We start from the raw sequence: 21,250 nt of genomic DNA on the forward strand, positions 1-21,250 counted from the left end.
GGCCACGCGACGAAGCGACACGGTACATCGGCGCACCACGTCGTTCCACTCGCTCTCTCGCAGCGAGCGGAGCCGCCGCTTATCAGTTCAGCAGCTCTGAAAAAGGGATGAACCTCACAGGATCCCCTATGTTCAGCGTGGAATGCTCTCGAACCTCGACCAAACCGTCGGCCCAGGCCGCACTGCGAAGGATCGAAGAGCTCTGGTTCGCATAAGGCACGGCGGCGCCCTTCTCCAACCGCGCACGCAGGTATTCGCGACGACTGCCTGGGCGAGGCCAGTCGAACCCTGCCGGCACCTTGAAACTCATTGGTTCCGCAACAGCGGCGCCCATCCTGCGGAGGATCCAGGGCCGGGCCAACAAGCCGAAGGTGACCAGCGTCGACGCCGGGTTGCCCGGAAGACCCAGAACAGGTGTTCCGTTATACACACCGAAAGTAAGCGGTTTGCCGGGCTTGATCGCGAGCTTCCAGAAGCTCAGCTCTCCACCTTCCCGAAGCGCCTGCCCCAGAAAGTCCGCCTCGCCGACCGAAACACCACCGGTGGACAGGATCAGATCCACCTGCTGCAACGAGCCGAGACACTGACGCACACTGGCCAGGTCATCCGGCAATATCCCCATATCAACGATCTCGCAACCCAGCCGGTGCAACCAGTGGCGCAACAACACTCGGTTGCTGTTATATATCTGGCCCGCCAGCAGTGGCTCGCCCGGCTCGACCAGCTCATCTCCCGTCGAGATCAACGCAACGCGTAGCCGTCGAGTGACCGGCAGCTCGGTCGTACCCAGCGAGGCAGCCAGGCCCAGCTCGACCGGCCCCAACCGGGTACCAGCAGCCAGCACACACTCGCCCTGCCGAATCTCACCCGCTCGCGGGCGGACATGCTGCCCGGCACGGACGGGCTCGATAAAGCTCACACGGCCGTCATCGAGCACCTGAACGTTTTCCTGCATCTCGACGCTGTCGGCACCCTCGGGTATGGGGGCACCGGTAAAAATGCGCGCGCAACAGCCCGGCTGAAGCGGAACCGGCTGTGTGCCGGCAAAAATTTTCTGGCAAACCACGAGAGGGTTGCCCTGCAAATCCCCGGCACGCAACGCATAACCGTCCATCGCACTGTTCGGCCAGGGCGGCAGATCGAGCGGCGCGATCAACGGTGCGGCCAGCACACGCCCCTGTGCTGCATCGAGCGTTAACGATTCGGTGCCCAGCGCAGGGGCCGCTTCGGCCTGCGCGAGAAGCGCTTCGAGCGCTGCCTCGACTGACATCAAGCCCACGGAAGTCACCCGCGAGACTCGCAGGGATTGGCCTGCTTGAGATGTGGCACAAAATTGCAGGGGCGATGACGCGCGTCGAGCTGCTCGGCCAGAATCCCATCCCAGGCCGTGCGGCACGCATTAGTAGAGCCCGGCAAGCAGCACACCAGCGTAGCGTTGGCCAGCCCTGCCAAAGCACGTGATTGAACAGTCGAGGTACCGATATCAGCGACCGATATCTGGCGGAACAACTCACCGAAACCATCGACCTGTTTGTCGAGCAGGCAGCCGACCGCCTCGGGCGTGCTGTCTCGAGCCGTAAACCCCGTACCGCCTGTGATCAGGATGACCTGCACGTCATCGTCGGCGATCCAGGTGGCGACCTGGGCACGGATTCGGTACAGGTCGTCCTTGAGCAGCACGCGCGCCGCAAGCTGATGGCCGGCCGCTTGCAGGCGGTCGACGAACAGCTGTCCCGACGTATCGGTTTCGAGCGAGCGAGTATCGCTCACCGTAAGGACGGCAATATTCAGGGGGACGAACGACTGATCGGCAAGGTGGCTCATATAAGGGGATCCGGTTGTTGCTGAGGTTTGCGGGTGTTATATCACAGGCTTTTGTTGGAGCAGCCCATGAGCCCAGCCACTCTTGCACACTGCTCGATCCTGCTACTTGCGGGAGGTCAAGGAAGCCGCATGGGCGGCCAGGACAAGGGGCTGGTTACCTGGCGAGGCAAACCGATGGTGGCCTGGATCCATCAGGTCGCGCGCCCTCTGACCGATGAGCTGCTGATCTCGTGTAATCGGAATCAGGACAGGTACACGCGCTTTGCGGATCGTGTGGTGAGCGATGCCGAGCCAGGCTTCCTCGGCCCGCTTGCCGGTATCCGGGCCGGCCTGGCGGCTTCCACCGGCCGCTGGACCCTGGTGCTTCCATGTGACGCGCCTCGCGTAGACGAGGCCTTGCTTGTGCAGATGTACGAAGCGGCAAGGGCTGACCCCGATCGGCCCGTGATGATCAGGCAGGGAGATCGCTGGCAGCCACTGTTCTGCGTCATTCCGACACAGCTGGCCTGCCAGCTCGAAGCTGCGTGGCAAGCGGGCGAACGCAGCAACTACCGAGTGCTGGAACGCTTGGGCGCGCGAGCACTGAATCTCGAGCCATACGATCAGCGGTTAGCCAATCTCAACACACCGGAAATCATGGCACAGCACGCCTCTGGCCCGGGAACTTAGGCCGGCGACGCATCGTCACAAACGCAACTAACGACAGGAGAAACGACATGCGCTCAAGAACCGGGTTCGTAATTGCAATGGTTGCCGGATTGTCGTTGCTTGGCGGCTGCTCGAGCCCCACGGTGATAACCCTCAATGACGGTCGCGAAATCCAGACGCTGGACCGGCCGGATTACGACGAAGATTCGGGCTTCTATGAATACGAAGGCCTCGATGGCAAACCGGGCAAGGTCAATAAAGATCAAGTTCGGACGGTCCAGGAACTCTAAGCCCTGCCCCACCAGGCGGCCTTGCGCCGCCGCTTCGAAAATGCCTTTTTCCAACCCCTTGTCGGCGCACATTTTTTCTGTAGAATGCGCGCCAGCTTCGGAGCGTAGCGCAGCTTGGTAGCGCGTCTCGTTCGGGACGAGAAGGTCGCTGGTTCGAATCCAGTCGCTCCGACCAAATACCCGACCTGTATATCTACAGGTAAAAAAAACCGGCCTCGAGCCGGTTTTTTTATGGCCATTCAATTTCTTTCAAAAATTAGCCACTTGTAATGGCTGTACAAGAAATAGCCAAGCGCGCCAAAACTTGCTCAGCTGACGAAACGGACCACCTGCTCCGTCTCGAACGGCCAATCCAACTCAGCCCCGGTGTCAGTACGCCGCAACACCGGGATTCGAAGTCCGTAGGCATCGACCCAATCCGACCTCTCGGCTATATCGACCAACTCGACGAGCAAACCATGTTCAACCAAGGGCATGACTTCTGCTTCGGCCTGCTCGCAGAGATGACATCCAAGCGTTCCGAACAATTGGCACTCAGGCAGCATCAGTGGTACTCAGCAGGTGAAAATCTTATCTTAGCAGCGCCAATCTTCTGGTCGACTTCGCTGCACTTGCCCAGACATGCGAAAGGCCTACAGAAGTGTGATCTCTCCCTCAGTCGAACGACGGTTTGATTTATGGAATCGACGAGCGCCGAGCAAAACGCTAGGATGCGGCAGCCCAAGCAGACACAGAGCTGCAGGGTCGGCCGTGAGAGCTGGCGTATCGTTGGACGGGACTCACTTCGATGGGATTCCTTTACCAGCACGAGCGCAGGACGTCTGAACAGCTAGCACGTCGCCTGGTACGCCGAAAGACTAAGGTCTAAAGGCTTAATCATCTATGTAATGCTTTATTGCATGGCGCCGTTAGAGCGACTTCAGAGCATCATCCAACGAGGAGAAACAAGAAATGCTCAAGACCCCCATCGCGCGTGGCGTGGCACTCGCCACTCTGGGAGCAACACTGGCCATCCCAACCATGGCTCAAGCTGCATTCGTTGACGACAGCAAGGTAAATCTGGAGCTGCGCAACTTCTACTTCAACTCGGACAACCGCTCCGTCCCTTCCACCTCTCAGTCCAAGAGCGAAGAGTGGGCGCAAGGCTTTATTCTGCGAGCTGAGTCGGGTTATACCGAAGGCACGGTAGGCTTCGGCGTTGATGCGCTAGGTTTGCTGGGCGTTAAGCTGTATTCGAGTGAAGACACCGCCGGAACAGGTCTGATGCCAAGCAGCTTCGGCAACGAAGCTCCGGATGATTTCTCTGCACTTGGCCTGACTGCCAAAGCGAAGATTTCCAAGACTATTCTTAAAGTAGGCACGATCGAGCCGAAGAACATGGCTATTTCGCGAAGCGATTCGCGCTTGCTGCCGCAGACGTTCAAGGGTGCCCAGGTCATATCTAACGAAATTGACGGCCTGACCCTGGACGCCGGTTATCTGACCGAAGAAAACGATCGCGATTCCACGAACTATGAAGATCTGAAGTTCAGCGGTAAAGGTGGCAACACTGGCGATGCTCCAGATGACTTCCTTTTCGCCGGCGCGACCTATTCCTTCACGAAGGACTTGAAAGGTGCTTACTACTACAGCAACCTTGAAGAGGTCTACAAGCAGCACTCGTTTAACCTCATCCACGTTCTGCCGCTCGGCGAAGACCAGTCTCTGAAGACTGATCTGCGTTACGCACGATCCTCTGACGACGGCTCTTCCACCGTCGACAACAAGGCCTTCGGCGCAATGGTCACCTACTCCTTGAGCGGTCACAGCTTCGGACTGGGTTATCAGAAGATGAGCGGTGATACTGGCTTTGCCTACACCGGCGCTAGCAGCGATCCATACTTGGTGAACTATGTGATGCTCGCGGCTGACTTCGCGAACGCTGACGAGAAGTCGTGGCAAGCACGTTACGACTATAACTTCGCTGCCATGGGCATCCCCGGTCTGACCTTCATGACCCGTTACGTGACCGGCGATAACTTCGGAACGAACGGCGACAGCAAAGAGTGGGAACGCGATACCGATATCGGTTATGTCTTCCAGGAAGGCTCTTTGAAGAACCTGGGTATCAAATGGCGTAACGGTACCTACCGTAGCAACTCCACCCGTGACATCGATCAGAACCGCCTGATCGTCAGCTACACCATCCCGCTGATGTAAGCGAGACTGGTTAAACGCTGCAGAAGAAACCCGCTTAGGCGGGTTTCTTTTTGCCTATATATCAACGCCCCGCGAATATCCGGCCTCACCGCCCTAACGAAGCGGGAACCTTGAGCGTCGATCAGGCTCTGACCTAGAGGCACCGGGACCTTCCGTCCCTGCGAGACTCAAGAGGAGCTGCAGATGTCTACCGAATCGACCTTCGGCACAAGCGATAACACCCCGATTCCAGACGGAACCACCGAAAGCGCTACCTCGTCGCTGATCGACAAATCCGCGCACCGTCGCAATCTCCAGGCGGCCCAGAACGCACTGATCGAGGAATTCCATACCCTGATTGCCGACACCGAGCGCCTGCTCAAGCATACGCAGGACACCGCAGGCACTCAGACTCAGGAACTGCGCGGCAAGATCAACGAAAATCTCAGCCGTGCACGGCAGATGCTCAAGGAGCAGGAAGGCACCCTAAGGGAGCAGGGGCAGGCTGCGATCCAGTGCACTGAAGAATACGTGCACACGCATCCGTGGCAGTCGATCGGCATTGCCGCCGGGGTTGGCTTTCTCCTGGGGCTGATCACCCGCCGCTGATGGGGGCCGATCCAATGCAAGGCAATCGAAGCGATGAGGCACCAGCGCCCTCTATCAAGAAACTCGGAGGCGCCATTGCCGGGCTGCTGCAGGGCCATCTCGAGCTGATCGGAATCGAGTTTCAGGAGGAGCGTGTCCGCGTATTCAAGCTGTTTCTGCTTGCCAGCATCAGCCTCATTCTCGGCCTGCTGATCCTGGTTGGCCTGTCAGCCGCCGTGGTGATTCTGTTCTGGGATACACACCCCATCGCTGCCATTCTCGTGCTCTGCCTGCTGTACGCCATCGGCATGATCGTCTGTGTCAGCCGCGCCGCTCGGCTGGCCAAGGAGAGCGCCGCGCCCTTCCAGGCTACGGTCGAAGAACTGTCACGCAACCGGGAGCGATTGATGCCATGAGCCTTCCCTTGAGTTCCTCCAGTGATCTGGCGATGCGCAAGGATCTGGTCCGCCTGCGGATGGAGATGAACCGCCAGCAGATTCTCTATCATTCCCAACCGTTGGCTCATCCCTTCCGGCGACTGTCCGGCATCGTAGGCATGGGCAGTCGCCATGATCATTCAGACACCCATCACTCGGGCAAGGGCCCGCTGATGATCGCTGCCACAGTCGCGCTCGCCCTGTTCGGAAAGCGTCTCGGAAAGCTCGGCAAGCTCGCTCGGCTGGGCATTACCCTTTATCCGTTGGCGCGTCGACTACGTCACTGAGCGCAGTCTGGCCTGGAGCCTGGGACGATCATGCATGATCGAAGCGGTGTCGATTCAACGCGCAGTGCGGTACGCTGATGACAAGGATGTACAGCGCTCGGCAATGACGATCGAAGCGCAGCGGAGATTCACAGCCTGAAAGGAGAGGGTTTTGGACTGGCAGACCCTGCTGAATCGTGAACGACTTGGAAAGTCCGTCCACAGCACCGATGAGCTTGGCCGGAGCCCGTTTCACAAGGACCATGACCGCATCATCTTTTCCGGAGCCTTCCGACGCCTGGGTCGCAAGACCCAGGTGCACCCCGTTTCCAGCAATGATCATATCCATACTCGCCTGACCCACTCGCTCGAAGTGAGCTGTGTTGGCCGCTCTCTGGCCATGCGCGTCGGCGAGGTGCTGCGCGAGCGCCTGCCCGAGTGGTGCAGTCCTGCGGACCTGGGGATGATTGTCCAGTCAGCCTGCCTGGCACATGACATCGGCAATCCACCGTTCGGCCATTCAGGCGAAGACGCCATACGCTATTGGTTCCAGCAGGCCGCAAGCCGCGGCTGGCTGGACGACATGAGCGACGCGCAGCGCGGCGACTTTCTCAATTTCGAAGGCAATGCCCAGGGGTTCAGGGTCCTGACCCAGCTCGAATACCATCAGTTCGACGGCGGCACGCGCCTGACCTATGCCACCCTTGGCACCTATCTCAAATATCCCTGGACGTCTCGACACGCCGAGGCGTTGGGCTACAAGAAACACAAGTTCGGCTGTTACCAGAGCGAACTCCCTCTGCTCGAGCAGATCGCCGCCAAGCTGGATCTACCGCAGGTCGATGCACACCGCTGGGCTCGCCATCCCCTCGTTTATCTCATGGAGGCGGCGGATGACATCTGCTACGGGCTGATCGATCTCGAAGACGGGCTGGAAATGGAGTTGCTCGAGTACGCCGAGGTCGAGTCCCTGCTTCTCAATCTGGTGGGTGATGACCTGCCGGAAACCTACCGACAGCTCGGCCCCAACGAATCGCGGCGACGCAAACTGGCGATTCTGCGAGGCAAGGCGATCGAGCATCTGACCAATGCCGCGGCACGCGCCTTCGTCGAACAACAACAGGCGCTGCTCACCGGCCAGCTAGCTGGCGATCTGGTCGAGCACATGCATGGGCCGGCCAAGCAGTGCGTGGTGCAGGCCAAGGCGATCGCCCGGCAGAAGATTTTCCAGGACAAACGCAAGACCTTGCATGAAATTGGCGCCTACACGACGCTGGAAATACTCCTCAACGCCTTTTGCGGTGCGGCGCTCGAACAACACGGCGGGCGGACACCGTCGTTCAAGAATCGTCGGATCCTCGACTTGCTGGGCAGCAACGCACCAAAGCCCGACTGGACGCTTTATCAATCGTTCATGCGAATGATCGACTTCATCGCCGGGATGACCGATAGCTACGCGACGGAAATGGCTGGCGAGATGACCGGACGCTCGAGCCCGACGTGAGCAGCAAATCCTTATGGCGGTATCTTGGCTGGCAACCGGGCCGTCCCGCCTGGGGGCCCGCCATGGTCGCCGGACTGGGCTGCGCCCTTCCGCTGCTGCTGGGATTGTTCAGCGGCCATCCCGGGTTTCTCTGGGCCACCGTAGGGGCCTTTCAGGCTGCCAAGGCCAATCCTCTGCATCGTTTCGGCATGCTGCGCATGCTGCTGTTGATTGCGCTCGGGGCTGCCAGCGCAGGGCTCGGTTTCTGGTCGGCCACCCATCCACTGGTGAGCCTCGGCCTGTTCGCGTTCTATGGCCTTCTGCTCGCCTGGCTGCAGCGCTACGGTACCGAAGCGGGGAAGCTGGGTATCGGCCTGGCGATCTGTCTGTGTCTCGGCCAAGGCCAACATGGCATTGGCGACTTCAACAACCCACAGGCGATTGCCATGCTGTTCGCGTTAGGTGGGCTTTGGGTCACGCTGCTGGCGTTCGGCCTACGCGGCATGCATGGACTGCGCATGTGGCCCTACATGCCCCGGCTGCTGAGTCTGTTGAAGGTCTTGCGCCGCCGTGCCAGGCGCACGCCAATTCGCCAGTGGCGCATGCATGCCCTGACCTACGTACTGGCGGCGGCGTTTGGTGGCCTGATCGTGACGCTCGCCGAGCTGCCGCGCGGTTACTGGCTGACCCTGGCGGTGTTCACGACGTTGCAGATGGACCTGCAACGCAGCGTCGTGCGGGCCATCCAGGCGAGCCTGGGGATTCTCGGCGCCGCTGCCATATTGATTTACATGGGGCATAGCCTGGCAGACCCGCCCATGATGGTGATGATCTTGCTACCCCTGGTAATGCTCAGCAGAGCGTTTCAGGCCCATCACTACGGCCTGTTCGTTCTGCAAACCACGCTGAGCTTCGTCCTGCTGGCCGAAACGCTGGCCCAGGACTGGGGCTTGCCCCAGCTGCGTCTGGTCAATGCCAGCATCGGCGTTGGCGTGGCAGTGGCGACAACCGTGCTGGTCTACCTGCTACGCCGATTGGCGGCCCGGATCGCCTTGCGCAAAGCCGGGCCAGGGGCCGACCGCAACGATTCGGTCACGCCTTGACGTTGATCTCGTTTTCCGGATACCAGACGTCCATCAGCGGGCTGACATTGAACTCAGCGAGCTCGCTGCGCCCCTTCAGCCAGGACTCGACCTGATTGCGCTGCTCCTCGCTGACCGAACCGCGAGTCGCCAGGCAGACGAACCCGTAATCCTCACCGCCGACGTAACCCAGACCATTGGCCTCGATGGCGTCCTTCAGGAAGCGTTCCAGGAAAGCGTCCACCGCCTTCGAGTCAAGGCCATCCTGATAGCTCAGGGTCACTTCGAAGCCCAGCTCCTGGAATTCGTCCACGCAGAGTTTCTTGCGCAGACGACGCGAGCGATTGGTAGCCATGTTGTTCGGTCCTTTTTCTCTTGGGATGACGGCGCGCACTCTATCAGCAACCCAAGGGCAGCGCGATGACAGCGTGGCTTGGCATGACTGTCCGTCTGGAAAGCACGCTTTTGGCTCACGCGCCTTTTGCAGACAGGCGCGCCAGACGGCTACGCTTGTCAACGTGCGATTTACGTCACCCTGGGTAGCGGATCAAGTCCGTGCCCTTCCCTGAACGCTGTAGGGAATTACCATGTCACCCACACTGATCACTGCCCCCCTCGCTCCAATTCACCGGAGCCCGTCATTGCGAAAATTGATTCACCGCCTGGCCGCGCTCACGCTGGCACTGCCCCTGGCCCTTCCAGCCGTGGCCGCCACGGTCAACCAGACGCTGCCGCCGCGGGTGATGGAAGCGCTGAAGGCCAACAAAATAGAAAGCAGTGCGCTGTCCCTGGTGATGCTGCCACTCAACGGAGATGGCGTGCCGACCTTCGTCAATGCCGATGTCTCGGTCAACCCGGCTTCGACCATGAAGCTGGTCACGACCTACGCGGCGCTCGAATTGCTTGGCCCCAACTATCAGTGGAAAACCGAGTTCTACGCCGACGGCCCCGTAGAAAATGGCACACTGAATGGCAATCTGTACCTCAAGGGCGGCGGCGATCCCAAGCTCAACATGGAGAAGCTCTGGTTGCTGCTCCGAGACCTGCGCGCCAATGGTGTCAAAACCGTCACGGGCAACCTGGTGCTCGATCGCAGCCATTTCGTCCAGCCAAACCTGCCCGTGTTCGATGATGACGGCAACGACAGGAACAAACCCTTCCTGGTCGGCCCCGATTCGTTGCTGGTCAACCTGAAAGCGCTACGCTTCATCGCGCGCAACGAGGGCGGCGACGTCCAGGTGCTGGTTGAACCGCCGATCGCCACGGTGCGTATCGACAACCGCATCCAGGCCCTGCCCCGAGCTAAATGCCCCGGCTGGCCTGACGTACGCTACAACCCGATCGAGAACGAGGACGGAAGCGTGACAGTCGTTGCGACCGGCAAGCTGGCTGCCGGGTGCAGCGGCCAGAGCTACCTCGCGCTGCTCGATCATCAGCGCTACGCCGCCGGGGCGGTGCGTGCGATCTGGGCGGAGCTTGGCGGCAGCATCCTCGGTGGCGATAGGGTCTCGCCAGTGCCAGACGACGCGAGGATGATTGCACGCGCCTATTCGCCCGACCTGGTCGAGATCATTCGCGACATCAACAAGTACAGCAACAACACCATGGCGCGGCAGCTGTTCCTCAGCCTTGGGGCCGCAATGCGCAGCGAGGCGGACCAGGACGACGCCCAGGCAGCACAGCGCGTCGTCCGCCAGTGGCTGGCCAAAAAGGGCATCATCTCCCCTCATCTGGTGATGGAAAATGGCTCAGGCCTATCGCGTGCCGAACGCATCAGCGCGCGTGAAATGGCCTCTCTGTTGCAGGCCGCCTGGCGCAGCCCCTATGCAGCCGAGTTCATTTCATCCATGCCACTGGCAGCAGTCGACGGCACCATGCGCAAACGCCTGCGCAATACCGGCGTCGCCGGCAAGGCACACATCAAGACAGGCACTTTGAATACGGTACGCGCAATAGCAGGCTACAGCCGAGACGGCGATGGCAATTCCTGGGCCGTGGTTGCCATCCTCAATCATCCGCGCCCCTGGGGCGCTTCGTCAGTGCTGGATCAGGTGCTGGTGAGCCTGTACAACCGTCCCAAACAGAGCACGGCCCAGCGCTGATCGGGCCGCGCCTTTCCTATCGCGCCTGAATCTTCCAGGCGCGATGGATCTTCGGATTACGTCGGAAGTCCTCGTCCAGTGTCGCGGCGCTGATGTCCTCGACGGCATAGCGCTCGGAAAGCCCGGCATTCAGCACGAACTTGCGGAAATTGTTGGAGAAGTACAAGGTGCCGCCTGCCGCCAGGCGCGCCATTGCCAGGTCCAGTAACGTCACGTGATCACGCTGGATATCGAACACCCCTTCCATTCGTTTTGAGTTGGAGAAGGTCGGCGGGTCGATGAAGATCAGATCGTATTCACCGCGGTCCGCTTCCAGCCAGGCCATGACGTCCCCCTGCTCCAAACGCTGGCGCTCGGACAGGCCGTTGAGCGCCAGATTGCGCCGCGCCCAGTCAAGGTAGGTCTTCGACAGGTCCACGCTGGTGGTGCTGCGTGCCCCGGCCTTGGCCGCATGCACGGTTGCGGTGGCGGTATAGCAGAACAGGTTGAGGAAGCGCTTGCCGGCGACTTCCCGGGCAATGCGCAAGCGCATCGGGCGGTGATCGAGGAACAGGCCTGTGTCGAGGTAGTCGGTGAGGTTGACCAGCAGCCGGACGTCGCCTTCCTTCACCTCGAGGAAGGCCCCTTCGCTGGCCTGCCGCTCGTACTGCCGCGTCCCGCTCTGACGCTCGCGTCGCTTGATCACTACACGATCGCGGCCGATGCCCAGCGCAGGCGGAATGGCGGCAAGCGCGTCCAGCAATCTCGTCTGCGCCTTGTCCGGGTCCACCGAGCGAGGCGGCGCATATTCCTGCACATGCACCCAGTCGCCGTAGATGTCCACCGCCAACGCATATTCGGGCATGTCAGCATCATATAGACGGTAGCACTCGATACCTTGTTTACGGGCCCATTTGCCCAGCTGCCGCAGGTTTTTCTGCAAACGATTGGCAAACATCTGCCCGCCCTCGCTCAGACGCGCCGGCTCGACGACGTCGTCCGCATCGGCCGGCCGTGAGGCATTGCGCTGCCCCGTGACGAACTGCTCAGGCACGACCTTGATCAGCAAAAGCTTGCACGCCAGCGCACCGTTCCAGAACGCATACTGCTTGTGGCTGCGAATGCCCATTCGCTTGCCCAACTCCGGCGCCGAGGTCAGTACGGCCGCTTCCCATCCAAGACAGGCCTGGCGCAGGCGCTCGCCGAGGTTCTGGTAGAGATAGACGAGGCTGGCTTCGTCCCCGAGCCGCTCTCCATAAGGCGGATTGCAGACGACCAGGCCCTTCTGGTTCTGGTCGGTACGCGGCTCGAATGTCGCTACGTCGCCTTGGTAGATCCGTATCCAGTGTCCGAGCCCTGCCCGCTCGACGTTGTTGCGTGCAGGCTGTATCAGCCGCGGGTCGGCCTCGTATCCGCGAATCCACAGAGGGGGCTTCGACAGGCCCTCGCGCGCGCGTAGCTGCGCCTGCTCGAGCAGGCGGGTCCAGATTGCCGGGACGTGTCCCAACCAGGCGGAAAAGCCCCAACGCTCACGCTTCAGGTTCGGTGCGATATCGGCCGCCATCATCACCGCTTCGACCAGAAATGTGCCCACGCCGCACATCGGGTCGGCCAAGGCACCGCCTTCTGCCGCAATGCGAGGCCATCCCGCACGGATCAGCACCGCGGCGGCGAGGTTTTCCTTGAGCGGCGCAGCCCCCTGCTGCAGCCGGTAGCCACGCTGATGAAGGCTGTGACCCGATAGGTCCAGCGACAGCACCGCCTGACCACGATCGAGCCGCAGATGCACCCGAACGTCCGGATTGAGCTTGTCGACGCTGGGTCGCTCACCCGATGCGGTACGTAGCCCATCGACGATGGCGTCCTTCACCTTGAGCGCACCGAAGTGACTGTTGTCGATGCCGGAACCATGCCCGCTGAACTCCACCGCCAGGCTGCCGCTCGGCAGGAGATGCTCGGCCCAATCAACGGCACGCACCCCGTCGTAGAGCGTCTCGGCGTTTGTCGTGGCGAAACGATGCAGTACGAGCAAGACACGATTGGCCAGACGCGACCACAGGCACAACCGGTACGCCACCTCCATCGAACCCGTCCCACGAATGGCAGCGGTCTGCTCGCGCGCCTCCTCGAGCCCAAGCCCCACAGCCTCGTCTAGCAACAGGCCTTCGAGCCCCTTGGGGCAGGTCAGAATAACTTCGTGGCGGTCAGTCATGGCAAATCCAGATGTGTGGTCGGTCGGCAAAGTTGTTCACGGACCGGCTTCGCCGGTTCGAACCAGGAAGCGTGAAAAAGTGTCGGCGCCAGGCGCTCGGTGCGTTTGCGGGCCGCTGTCAGGGCAGACATCGTCAGGCTTATGGGCCTGAGCACGGTTTCATTACCTGCTTATTACAAAACGATCATTCCCGCCTCGAACCCATTGCGTTAGAACTCGACTCAGGCCGACGTCGCAACGACGCACGGTAGAACCCCGCCACGCCGGCAGCGGGGTTCGTCGGCAGTCTACCTGCCTCCGACCTCGCCTTGAGGTTACAGGAACACCAGTCAACCACTGAGGGCAATACCCAATGAGAAGACTCAAGCGTGATCCGATGGAACGAGCGTTCTTGCGCGGTTATCAGCATGGCATTCAAGGCAAATCTCGCGATCTATGTCCCTTTTCCCATACCGAAGTGCGCCAGGCCTGGATGAACGGCTGGCGGGAGGGTCGCGGCGACAACTGGGATGGTCTGACCGGCACCGCCGGTATTCATAGACTCAACGAACTTCACGCGGTCGGCTAACACAGCATCTACCGACTTCGACTGGCACGCCCCACCCGGGCGGCGGGCTTGAAGCCCAGGGGCTCCCAACGGGAGCCCCACCGGGCAATCAGTGACTCTCCTGCTTCCGCGGCGCCAGCGCCGCAATGGCGTCCACAGCCTCACGTATCAACGCCGGTCCCTTGTAGATGAACCCCGTATAGAGCTGCACCAGGCTGGCCCCGGCTTCGATCTTTTCGGCCGCATGGCGGCCTTCGGTAATCCCCCCCACGGCAATGATCGGCAACCGCCCGCGCAGCGTCTCGGCCAGAACCTTCACGGTATGGGTGCTCTTTTCACGAACCGGAGCGCCGGAGAGCCCACCCGCCTCATCGGCATGCGCCAGCCCGGCCACACCCTCGCGTCCCAGTGTTGTATTGGTCGCGATGATCGCATCCATGCCGGCCTCCAGCACTGCCTGGCCGGCCAGCACGATTTCCTCGTCAGTCATGTCAGGTGCGATCTTGATCGCCAGCGGGACGCGCTTGCCGTGCAACACCTCGAGGTCCTCACGCCGCAGGCGAAGCGCGTCCAGCAATTGCTTGAGCTGATCGCCGAACTGCAAACTGCGAAGCCCAGGCGTATTCGGCGAACTGACGTTGACGGTCACGTAACTCGCCTGGTGATAGACCTTGTCCAGCCCCAGCAGATAATCGTCAACGGCCCGCTCGACCGGCGTATCGAAATTCTTGCCGATGTTGATGCCGAGCACGCCCTTGAAGCGGGCCGCATCGACCCGTTCCAGCAGCGCATCGACGCCATGATTGTTGAAGCCCATGCGATTGATGATCGCCTCGGCTTCAGGCAGACGAAAGATCCGAGGTTTCGGATTGCCTGGCTGAGGACGTGGGGTCACGGTGCCAACCTCGATGAAACCGAAACCCAATTGCGACAGACCGTGAATCGCCTCGCCGTTCTTGTCCAATCCTGCCGCCAGGCCGACAGGGTTGGGAAAATCAAGCCCCATGACTCGCACCGGCAACGATGCCGGCGCCTTGTTCAGCATGGCGTTAAGGCCGAGCCGACCGCCAGCCCCGATAAGGTCCAGCGACAGCTCATGGGACGTCTCGGGCGTGAACTTGAACAGCAGCTGGCGGGCCAGGTGATACATACGAAACCGAGTTCCTGAGGAAGGGTGGCGCGGGAGTATAGCAGGCCGGGCGACGATCAAGCGGGCAACCGTGCGGCCTGTGCGGTGCGCCTCCGACTCACTCCAGACGACGCAGACTGACGAGCCGGCCATCGGCGAACTGCAGCTCGAATGAACCAAAAACGCCAGCCGAGGTCAGAAACGGGCGCAGATGATGAGCCGGCAGGCTGACTCTGGTGCCCTCGCGGCTCTTGATCAGGATACGATTAGCGCGCCCTTGATAGACGGCCAACAGCCTGTCGGCAGGCAATGCGATATCCAGTACGAGGTTCGGCATGGAGGCTCCTCAATGACCAGTGCGTCGATTTTGCCACCCCTGCGTAACGTCGAGGATGCGTCCATGGCGCATTCCGACTCGAAAAGGTCAGGTAAAGCCTGTGCGTCGGCTGTCCGGCTCTGCCACACTCCGACCGTAGTCCAACGAGTTCATCCGTGATGATGAGCCTGCCAGAGTCGATGCCGACCGTGACCTCCCGTATCTCCAAGTTCGTCCAGCGCCTGGGCCTGAGCGGCAAAGCGCCCCGGCAGATCCTCGATCATGCGAGCCAGGTGCGACTCCCTTTCGCACCGCTCGAAGAGCCCGCGCCAAGCATCTTCTGGCAGGATGGTCCCAGCCTGCAGAAATTCGTCGATCTGCCACGAGGCGCGCTCTCGGGACCGGTTCAGGAGGACAAGGCCAGGGCCCACGCGGCGCTGACACGCCTGGTACGCAAGGAAGTCAGCATCTACCCGGCACTGGACCTGCGCCAGATCGACGGCCTCGGCGGACAGAGCGTCGACGGCAAACTCTACCCCACCTTCGAAGCCTATGCCGCGACGCCGGCCTGCCGCCAGTTGCGCGTCATCAGTTACAAGGATTTCGTCCGTACCTTGAGCACCGCACTGCCAGGCTTCCAGCGCAACGTCGCGATCGAGCTGCGCCAGGCCAGTTGGCTGGGTGAACGGCTCTATTGGTCAGGCGAGCACCATTCCGAAGCCTTTGCCTGCGCAGTGGCCTATGCGCGCCTCAGAGGGCTCGATGTGCAGTTGCCTTGCGAGCTGACCGACTACCGCCTCGACGCAGCCGGGCTGCAAGCGCTGGATGAGGGATATCACGCCGTTACCATGCCCGCACAGGCCTGGAGCGACCGCGCCTTCATGAGCCTGCTGCTCGAATCCAGAATCCCCTACGCTCGCCTCACGCTGCTACGCAATGCGAGCAACTCGGAACTGCTGCTCCTGGACAAGCGTGATCCGGCCGCCAACGCCCTCGGCGAAGGTCTGAAGTTCGCCGGGGCGCCCGACATGATCCTCTATATGCGGGACCTTCCGCAGATCACCCGCTTTCGCCTGGGCCATCAGGCCGAATCGCTTAACTGATCCCGCCGTCGCGTCAGGGATCGCGAGCGAGCTCTACCGCGTGGGAAACAAAACGCCGGGGCATGGGCCCCGGCGTTTTGCGTTTCGATCCCGGTCGGGTCGGCCGTTCGGCCTTACTGACGCGGGGGTTCTACCGCCAGGTCCTGCAATTCGCGGCTGGCGACTGCATACATGGCGTAATCCACGCTCGTGGCGCCACGCAACTCGACCAACATGCGCCTCCAGCGCTCGACCTGATAGGCGCGCTGATCCAGCCATTGCTGAACGCGTGCATCCAGGTCTTCCGGCGCCCCACCCGTCTGCAACACGGACACGGTGATCGCTCGCTGCTGACTGTCGAGGTCGTCGCGGAAGCTCTCACGTGCCAATCCCTGCCAGTTATTCTCGACCGGCAGCGCGGTGAGTTGCTGCAGGTACCAGGGCAGTTCCAGAGCACCGCCGACCGCAAAGTAGGCTGCGGCCACGTCAGCTGGCGGCTGGCCGGTCTCGTCGGCCGCTTCGAGGATAGGTAGCAAGGTGTAGAGGTGGTTCGTACCGGCCACCATGCGCGCCAGGAGCTCAGGTACGCCCGCCTCGGTGTAGCGTTCATAGCGTGCCTGCCAGAGCTCGCGAGTGCCGCCCTGCAGCAGCGAATCCAGCTTCAGCCCGAGTGCCGCGACACGTGGCCCGAAGTGCCCCACATCCCTCGCGGCGTCCAGTTCGTTGCGACGGTTGCGCAGGAACCAGCGCGTGGCCCGACGACCCAGACGCATCAGTTCCTCCATCAGGTTGAGCTGCAATTCGGCCGGCACCTTGTAGTCGAGCGCCTCGATCTGCCGGAACCAGTGCGGCAGGTGGAAGATGTCGCGAACGATGACATAGGCGCCCGCCACGTTCGCCGCGCTCAGGCCGGTCGCCTCACGCAACCGCTGGACGAAGGTGATGCCCATATTGTTGATGAGGTCATTCGCGATCTGCGTACTCACGATCTCGCGGCGCAGCCGGTGCTGCAGCATCGCATCCCGATAGCGCTCGGCGAGCAACTGCGGGAATGCGCTTTCCATCTCGCGGGCGAGGTAGGTGTCGTCTGGTACGCGCGACTGCAGCAGCGCTTCCTTCAATTCGATCTTGCTGTAGGAGATCAGCACCGACAGTTCGGCACGGGTCAGCCCCTTGCCCAGCTGGGCGCGTTCGGCAAGGGCCTCGTCACTGGGCAGGAACTCGAGCGCACGGTCGAGCAGGCCGACCGACTCGAGCGAGCTGATCAGACGCTTGTATTCCCCGCTGCCTTCGCGAGCGCGGTGCTCGGCCTGGGACAGTGCCTGGGTCTGCTTGTAGTTGTCGTGCAGCACCAGATCGGCCACCGCATCGGTCATGTCGAACAACAACTGGTCGCGCTGCTTTCCGGTCATGTCCCCTGCGCTCACGATCTCGTTGAGCAGGATCTTGATATTGACCTCATGGTCCGAGCAGTTCACGCCGCCGGCATTATCGATGAAGTCGGTGTTCGCCGCGCCACCATGCAGGCAGTATTCGACCCGGCCGAGCTGGGTGATGCCCAGGTTGCCGCCCTCCCCGATGACCTTCGCACGCAGCTCGTTGCCGTTCACGCGCAGCACGTCGTTGGCCTTGTCGCCGACGTCCGCATGGCTTTCGGCAGTGCTCTTCACATAGGTGCCGATGCCGCCATTCCAGAGCAGATCCACCGGCGCCTTGAGCAGCGCATGAATCAGTTCGGCCGGCGTCAGATAATCGGCCTCGATGTCGAAGCGTTCCTTCATCTGCGGCGTGATCGCGATGCGCTTTGCCGAGCGCGGGAACACCCCGCCCCCTTCGGAGATCAGCGAGGCGTCGTAGTCGGTCCAGGCCGAGCGCGGCAGGTCGAACAGGCGCTTGCGCTCGACGAAGCTGCGCGCTGCGTCCGGATTGGGGTCGATGAAGATGTGCATGTGGTTGAAGGCGGCGACCAGCTGCAGCGTCTCGGACATCAGCAAGCCGTTGCCGAACACGTCGCCGGCCATATCACCGATGCCGATCACGCTGATGGTGTCGCGCTGCACGTCGATGCCGCGTTCGCGGAAGTGCCGCTGCACTGACACCCAGGCGCCCTTGGCCGTGATGCCCATCTTCTTGTGGTCGTAGCCTGCCGAGCCGCCGGAGGCAAAGGCGTCACCGAGCCAGAAGTCGTATTCGGCGGCAATCCCGTTGGCAATGTCGGAGAAGGTCGCGGTGCCCTTGTCAGCCGCCACCACCAGATAGGGATCGTCTTCGTCATATCGCAGGACATTGGCCGGCGGCACCACCTGGCCGTCCTTGAGATTGTCGGTGATGTCCAGCAGCCCGCTGATGAAGATTCGGTAGCAGGCAATGCCTTCGGCCAGTATTTCGTCACGCGAGCCGCTGGTCGGCAGGCGACGCGGTACGAACCCGCCTTTGGCACCACCCGGCACGATGATCGCGTTCTTGACCTGCTGCGCCTTGACCAGCCCGAGCACCTCGGTACGGTAATCCTCTTCCCTGTCGGACCAGCGCAAGCCGCCGCGCGCGACCTTGCCACCGCGCAGATGCACACCTTCGACGCGAGGCGAATAGACGAATATTTCGAACTTGGGCGCCGGTCGCGGCATCTCCGGAATCGAGCGGGGGTCGAGCTTGAAGCTGAAGTAGCCCTTGACCTTCCCGTTGGCGTCGGTCTGGTAGAAGTTGGTGCGAAGGGTCGCCTTGATCAGCGCCAGATAGCGCCGAAGGATGCGATCTTCATTGAGCACGGCAACATCATCGAGCGCGGTGATGATGGCTTGCTCCAGCCGCGTCTGCTTGTCGGCCAGGTCCTCTTCACCCAGCTTGCGCGCCAGGTAGAAACGGGTCTTGAACAGCCGCACCAGCTCCCGGGCGATATCGGTGTGGTTGAGCAGCGCGCTGGCAATGTAGCCCAGGTCGAAACCCATGCGGATCTGCTTCAGATAGCGGCCATAAGCACGCAGCAGCGCGACCTCACGCCAGGTCAGCCCGGCAGTAAGAACCAGGCGATTGAAGGCGTCGTTCTCGGCAAGGCCGTTGTGGATGGCGATGAACGCATCCTGCAGCGGCTCGTTGATCTCCATCAGGTCGATTTCCAGACCTTCGGCGTAGGTGAAGGCGAAATCGTGGATCCAGTATTCGCGCCCGTCCTTGTGACGCATGTGGAACGGAAACTCACCCAGCACGCGCAGCCCGAGGTTCTCCAGGATCGGCAGCATGTCCGACAGCGGCAGCGGCGTGTTCATGTGATACAGCTTGCAGTGCAGCCGGTTCTCCACCGCCGTCATCGGCTGGTAGAAGCTCATGACCAGCGGGCGGTCCTCGCTCAGGCTCATCAGGTGCTGCATGTCCACCGCAGCCGACTGGGGCGTGAAACGCTCGCGATAGCCGGCCGGAAAGCCCTTGGGGAAATCGCTGAGGATGCCAGTGCCGCGCGCTTCACCGAAGCGCTCGACGACCACGTTGGAATAATCGTCCTGCCAGGTCCGGCAAGCTTGCACCACCTCGTTCTCCAGCTGGACCGGATCGAACTGGACCTGTTTGTTCGGATCCAGGCGCAGCAGAAACTGCACGCGAATCAGTACCGACTCGGAGAAGTAGGTCGAGAACTCGCAGCCGCTCGCCTCGAGCCGGTCCATCAAGACCTGCTGGATACGCAGGCGCGTTTCGGTCGAGTAGCTGTCGCGTGGCACGTAGGCCAGGCAATAGCAGAAGCGCCCATAGGGATCGGTGCGCAGAAACAGGCGCAGCTTGTTGCGTTCCTGGATCTGCACGATGGCGATAGCGGTATTGAACAGCTGGTCGAGCGTCATCTGGAACAGCTCGTCGCGCGGCAGCACCTCCAGCACCTGAGTCAGTTCCTTGGCCAGATGCGCCGAATCGTCGAAATTGGACCGCTTGACCACCTCCGCCACCTTGCTGCGGATGTAGGGAATGCGGCGCACGCTCTGGGTATAGACCGACGAGGTGAACAGGCCCAGGAAGCGGCACTCGCGGCTGACACGTCCCTGCTCGTCGAACTCGCGGATGGACACGAAGTCCGGATAGGCCGGCCGGTGCACGCGGCTGGGGGTCGCGGCCTTGGCGAACGACAGCAAGAGGGGTTCACGCAGGTAGGCCAGTGCCGGCGGCATGATCAGCTGATCGTCCTCGTCGAGTCCCGTGCGCAGGGTGCGCGAAAGCCCCAGCAGCGATGACTCGTCATAAATGATGCGGCCACCGTCGCCCTGATCGACGACGGTGAATTCCTCGTAGCCGAGGAAGGTGAAATGATCGTCAGCCAGCCAGCGCATGAAATCCTGGATTTCCGCGAGCTGGGGATCGTCGTCCTGCTGCAGAGCGGCCAAGCGGGCGTGATGTTCCTCGGCCTTGGCCTTCATCGCCGGGAAGTCGTTGACGGCCAGACGAACCTCGGCCAGCACACCCTGCAGCGACTGCTCCAGTTCGCGCAAGGCGGCGGCACTGGCGCAGCGGTCGATCTCGACGAAGATCAGCGACTCGGCCGTGCTGTCATCGGAGGCGCTGCCCTTGGGCAACAGTTCGATCAGACTGCCTTCGGCATCGCGCCGCACCTGCAGGACGCTGTTCTGCAGCGTATGGATGGCATACCCGCGCCGGGTCAGCTCCATGCGCACCGAGTCGACCAGAAACGGCATGTCGGGGTGCAGCACCTCGACTACGCTGTGCGTGGACTGCCAGCCATGCTTCTCGTAATCGGGGTTGAACACATGAACTTCCGGACTGCCCGGGTCGAAACGCTCCAGCAGGCGCCAACTGGCGAGGGTCGAACCAACCAGGTCGGTCATGCGCCGCTGGGTAAGCTCGGGTAAGGCGACGATCCCGAAAAATTGTTCGGCAAAAAGTCCCACTTGTGGCAGAAGCTTTTCGTCGACATGCTGCGCCAGCGCTACTTGCAGTTGTTGCTGAAAGTCGGCTTTGCTGGCAGCGGTAAAGAACGCCATTGTTTAGCTCCATTCTGGCTTGGGGTTCGACTAAGGCAGTCGCGGCACCTGACTGGCAACGCAACCGGTAAGTTCAACTTAGTTAAGCAGAAGCGTATGCGGGCA

The 21,250-nt window shown here is 61.5% G+C and carries 19 protein-coding genes and 1 tRNA gene; 12 read left to right on the forward strand and 8 right to left on the reverse strand.

The genetic code is table 11. From position 1 onward, the window contains the following. Positions 1–82 precede the first annotated feature (82 nt). Positions 83–1,270 (reverse strand): molybdopterin molybdotransferase MoeA, encoded by a 1,188-nt coding sequence (locus MST27_RS21175; RefSeq protein WP_243607904.1) that lies wholly within the window; start codon positions 1,268–1,270, stop codon positions 83–85. Between the two features lie 14 nt (positions 1,271–1,284). Continuing rightward, on the reverse strand, positions 1,285–1,824 hold the full coding sequence (gene moaB, locus MST27_RS21180; RefSeq protein ID WP_243607865.1) for a molybdenum cofactor biosynthesis protein B: 540 nt from the start codon (positions 1,822–1,824) through the stop codon (positions 1,285–1,287). A gap of 66 nt (positions 1,825–1,890) precedes the next feature. Here moaB and mobA point away from each other — a divergent pair, with 66 nt between their 5' ends. The 3 genes from mobA to MST27_RS21195 all read left to right on the forward strand — a co-directional run bounded on the left by mobA (position 1,891) and on the right by MST27_RS21195 (position 2,937). Continuing rightward, positions 1,891–2,493 (forward strand): molybdenum cofactor guanylyltransferase MobA, encoded by a 603-nt coding sequence (gene mobA / locus MST27_RS21185; RefSeq protein ID WP_243607866.1) that lies wholly within the window; start codon positions 1,891–1,893, stop codon positions 2,491–2,493. Between the two features lie 47 nt (positions 2,494–2,540). Further along, on the forward strand, positions 2,541–2,762 hold the full coding sequence (locus tag MST27_RS21190; protein ID WP_243607867.1) for a YgdI/YgdR family lipoprotein: 222 nt from the start codon (positions 2,541–2,543) through the stop codon (positions 2,760–2,762). A 98-nt stretch (positions 2,763–2,860) separates the two neighbouring features. Next, positions 2,861–2,937 (forward strand) — tRNA-Pro (locus tag MST27_RS21195). A gap of 133 nt (positions 2,938–3,070) precedes the next feature. Here MST27_RS21195 and MST27_RS21200 read toward each other — a convergent pair. Then, on the reverse strand, positions 3,071–3,307 hold the full coding sequence (locus MST27_RS21200; RefSeq protein ID WP_243607868.1) for a glutaredoxin family protein: 237 nt from the start codon (positions 3,305–3,307) through the stop codon (positions 3,071–3,073). Between the two features lie 406 nt (positions 3,308–3,713). Between MST27_RS21200 and MST27_RS21205 the strand changes: the two genes are divergently transcribed. From MST27_RS21205 to MST27_RS21230, 6 genes are all read left to right on the forward strand, one after another. Then, entirely contained in the window at positions 3,714–4,961 is a 1,248-nt protein-coding gene (locus MST27_RS21205; RefSeq protein WP_243607869.1) for an OprD family porin, read from the forward strand. A 183-nt stretch (positions 4,962–5,144) separates the two neighbouring features. Beyond that, on the forward strand, positions 5,145–5,549 hold the full coding sequence (locus tag MST27_RS21210; RefSeq protein WP_243607870.1) for an ElaB/YgaM/YqjD family protein: 405 nt from the start codon (positions 5,145–5,147) through the stop codon (positions 5,547–5,549). Positions 5,550–5,563: 14 nt separating this feature from the next. After that, a complete protein-coding gene (locus MST27_RS21215; protein ID WP_243607871.1) occupies positions 5,564–5,944 on the forward strand; it encodes a phage holin family protein in 381 nt (126 codons plus the stop codon). Then, complete coding sequence (locus MST27_RS21220) at positions 5,941–6,252, forward strand: hypothetical protein (protein ID WP_243607872.1); 312 nt, start codon at positions 5,941–5,943, stop codon at positions 6,250–6,252. The genes MST27_RS21215 and MST27_RS21220 overlap by 4 nt, the downstream gene beginning before the upstream one ends. 151 nt (positions 6,253–6,403) lie before the next feature. Further along, complete coding sequence (locus MST27_RS21225) at positions 6,404–7,735, forward strand: deoxyguanosinetriphosphate triphosphohydrolase (RefSeq protein ID WP_243607873.1); 1,332 nt, start codon at positions 6,404–6,406, stop codon at positions 7,733–7,735. A gap of 62 nt (positions 7,736–7,797) precedes the next feature. Beyond that, positions 7,798–8,817 carry an FUSC family protein gene (locus MST27_RS21230; protein WP_243607905.1) on the forward strand — a complete coding sequence of 340 codons (1,020 nt, stop codon included), beginning with the start codon at positions 7,798–7,800 and terminating at the stop codon, positions 8,815–8,817. Here MST27_RS21230 and MST27_RS21235 read toward each other — a convergent pair. After that, complete coding sequence (locus MST27_RS21235) at positions 8,807–9,151, reverse strand: YggL 50S ribosome-binding family protein (protein WP_243607874.1); 345 nt, start codon at positions 9,149–9,151, stop codon at positions 8,807–8,809. The genes MST27_RS21230 and MST27_RS21235 overlap by 11 nt on opposite strands. A gap of 286 nt (positions 9,152–9,437) precedes the next feature. Here MST27_RS21235 and dacB point away from each other — a divergent pair, with 286 nt between their 5' ends. After that, positions 9,438–10,898: a D-alanyl-D-alanine carboxypeptidase/D-alanyl-D-alanine endopeptidase gene (gene dacB, locus MST27_RS21240; RefSeq protein WP_243607875.1), complete on the forward strand. Its 1,461-nt coding sequence runs from the start codon at positions 9,438–9,440 to the stop codon at positions 10,896–10,898. A gap of 16 nt (positions 10,899–10,914) precedes the next feature. Here dacB and rlmKL read toward each other — a convergent pair whose 3' ends face one another. Next, the gene (gene rlmKL / locus MST27_RS21245) at positions 10,915–13,089 is read right to left on the reverse strand and encodes a bifunctional 23S rRNA (guanine(2069)-N(7))-methyltransferase RlmK/23S rRNA (guanine(2445)-N(2))-methyltransferase RlmL (RefSeq protein ID WP_243607876.1); all 2,175 of its coding nucleotides are present in this window, start codon (positions 13,087–13,089) and stop codon (positions 10,915–10,917) included. Between the two features lie 352 nt (positions 13,090–13,441). Here rlmKL and rmf point away from each other — a divergent pair, with 352 nt between their 5' ends. After that, entirely contained in the window at positions 13,442–13,657 is a 216-nt protein-coding gene (gene rmf / locus MST27_RS21250) for a ribosome modulation factor (RefSeq protein WP_243607877.1), read from the forward strand. 88 nt (positions 13,658–13,745) lie between these two features. On the opposite strand, the gene MST27_RS21255 is transcribed toward rmf, so the two are convergent. Both MST27_RS21255 and MST27_RS21260 read right to left on the reverse strand, forming a co-directional pair. Next, entirely contained in the window at positions 13,746–14,786 is a 1,041-nt protein-coding gene (locus MST27_RS21255) for a quinone-dependent dihydroorotate dehydrogenase (RefSeq protein ID WP_243607878.1), read from the reverse strand. 97 nt (positions 14,787–14,883) lie between these two features. Next, positions 14,884–15,102, reverse strand: a complete 219-nt coding sequence (locus tag MST27_RS21260; RefSeq protein ID WP_243607879.1) for a DUF2835 domain-containing protein — start codon at positions 15,100–15,102, stop codon at positions 14,884–14,886. A gap of 158 nt (positions 15,103–15,260) precedes the next feature. On the opposite strand from MST27_RS21260, the gene MST27_RS21265 reads away from it, so the two are divergent. Further along, entirely contained in the window at positions 15,261–16,184 is a 924-nt protein-coding gene (locus MST27_RS21265; protein ID WP_243607880.1) for a DUF6685 family protein, read from the forward strand. Positions 16,185–16,297: 113 nt separating this feature from the next. On the opposite strand, the gene MST27_RS21270 is transcribed toward MST27_RS21265, so the two are convergent. Next, a complete protein-coding gene (locus tag MST27_RS21270) occupies positions 16,298–21,145 on the reverse strand; it encodes an NAD-glutamate dehydrogenase (protein WP_243607881.1) in 4,848 nt (1,615 codons plus the stop codon). Positions 21,146–21,250 lie beyond the last annotated feature (105 nt).

The sequence above is a fragment of the Stutzerimonas marianensis genome (assembly GCF_022810315.1).
GTDB lineage: Bacteria > Pseudomonadota > Gammaproteobacteria > Pseudomonadales > Pseudomonadaceae > Stutzerimonas > Stutzerimonas marianensis.

What these genes read in the sequence shown, in the direction of transcription:
- MST27_RS21175 (WP_243607904.1), bottom strand. Translation starts at nt 1,270, where the DNA reads ATGTCAGTCGAGGCAGCGCTCGAAGCGCTTCTCGCGCAGGCCGAAGCG.
- moaB (WP_243607865.1), bottom strand. Translation starts at nt 1,824, where the DNA reads ATGAGCCACCTTGCCGATCAGTCGTTCGTCCCCCTGAATATTGCCGTC.
- mobA (WP_243607866.1), top strand. Translation starts at nt 1,891, where the DNA reads ATGAGCCCAGCCACTCTTGCACACTGCTCGATCCTGCTACTTGCGGGA.
- MST27_RS21190 (WP_243607867.1), top strand. Translation starts at nt 2,541, where the DNA reads ATGCGCTCAAGAACCGGGTTCGTAATTGCAATGGTTGCCGGATTGTCG.
- MST27_RS21200 (WP_243607868.1), bottom strand. Translation starts at nt 3,307, where the DNA reads ATGCTGCCTGAGTGCCAATTGTTCGGAACGCTTGGATGTCATCTCTGC.
- MST27_RS21205 (WP_243607869.1), top strand. Translation starts at nt 3,714, where the DNA reads ATGCTCAAGACCCCCATCGCGCGTGGCGTGGCACTCGCCACTCTGGGA.
- MST27_RS21210 (WP_243607870.1), top strand. Translation starts at nt 5,145, where the DNA reads ATGTCTACCGAATCGACCTTCGGCACAAGCGATAACACCCCGATTCCA.
- MST27_RS21215 (WP_243607871.1), top strand. Translation starts at nt 5,564, where the DNA reads ATGCAAGGCAATCGAAGCGATGAGGCACCAGCGCCCTCTATCAAGAAA.
- MST27_RS21220 (WP_243607872.1), top strand. Translation starts at nt 5,941, where the DNA reads ATGAGCCTTCCCTTGAGTTCCTCCAGTGATCTGGCGATGCGCAAGGAT.
- MST27_RS21230 (WP_243607905.1), top strand. Translation starts at nt 7,798, where the DNA reads ATGGTCGCCGGACTGGGCTGCGCCCTTCCGCTGCTGCTGGGATTGTTC.
- MST27_RS21235 (WP_243607874.1), bottom strand. Translation starts at nt 9,151, where the DNA reads ATGGCTACCAATCGCTCGCGTCGTCTGCGCAAGAAACTCTGCGTGGAC.
- rlmKL (WP_243607876.1), bottom strand. Translation starts at nt 13,089, where the DNA reads ATGACTGACCGCCACGAAGTTATTCTGACCTGCCCCAAGGGGCTCGAA.
- rmf (WP_243607877.1), top strand. Translation starts at nt 13,442, where the DNA reads ATGAGAAGACTCAAGCGTGATCCGATGGAACGAGCGTTCTTGCGCGGT.
- MST27_RS21255 (WP_243607878.1), bottom strand. Translation starts at nt 14,786, where the DNA reads ATGTATCACCTGGCCCGCCAGCTGCTGTTCAAGTTCACGCCCGAGACG.
- MST27_RS21260 (WP_243607879.1), bottom strand. Translation starts at nt 15,102, where the DNA reads ATGCCGAACCTCGTACTGGATATCGCATTGCCTGCCGACAGGCTGTTG.
- MST27_RS21265 (WP_243607880.1), top strand. Translation starts at nt 15,261, where the DNA reads ATGATGAGCCTGCCAGAGTCGATGCCGACCGTGACCTCCCGTATCTCC.
- MST27_RS21270 (WP_243607881.1), bottom strand. Translation starts at nt 21,145, where the DNA reads ATGGCGTTCTTTACCGCTGCCAGCAAAGCCGACTTTCAGCAACAACTG.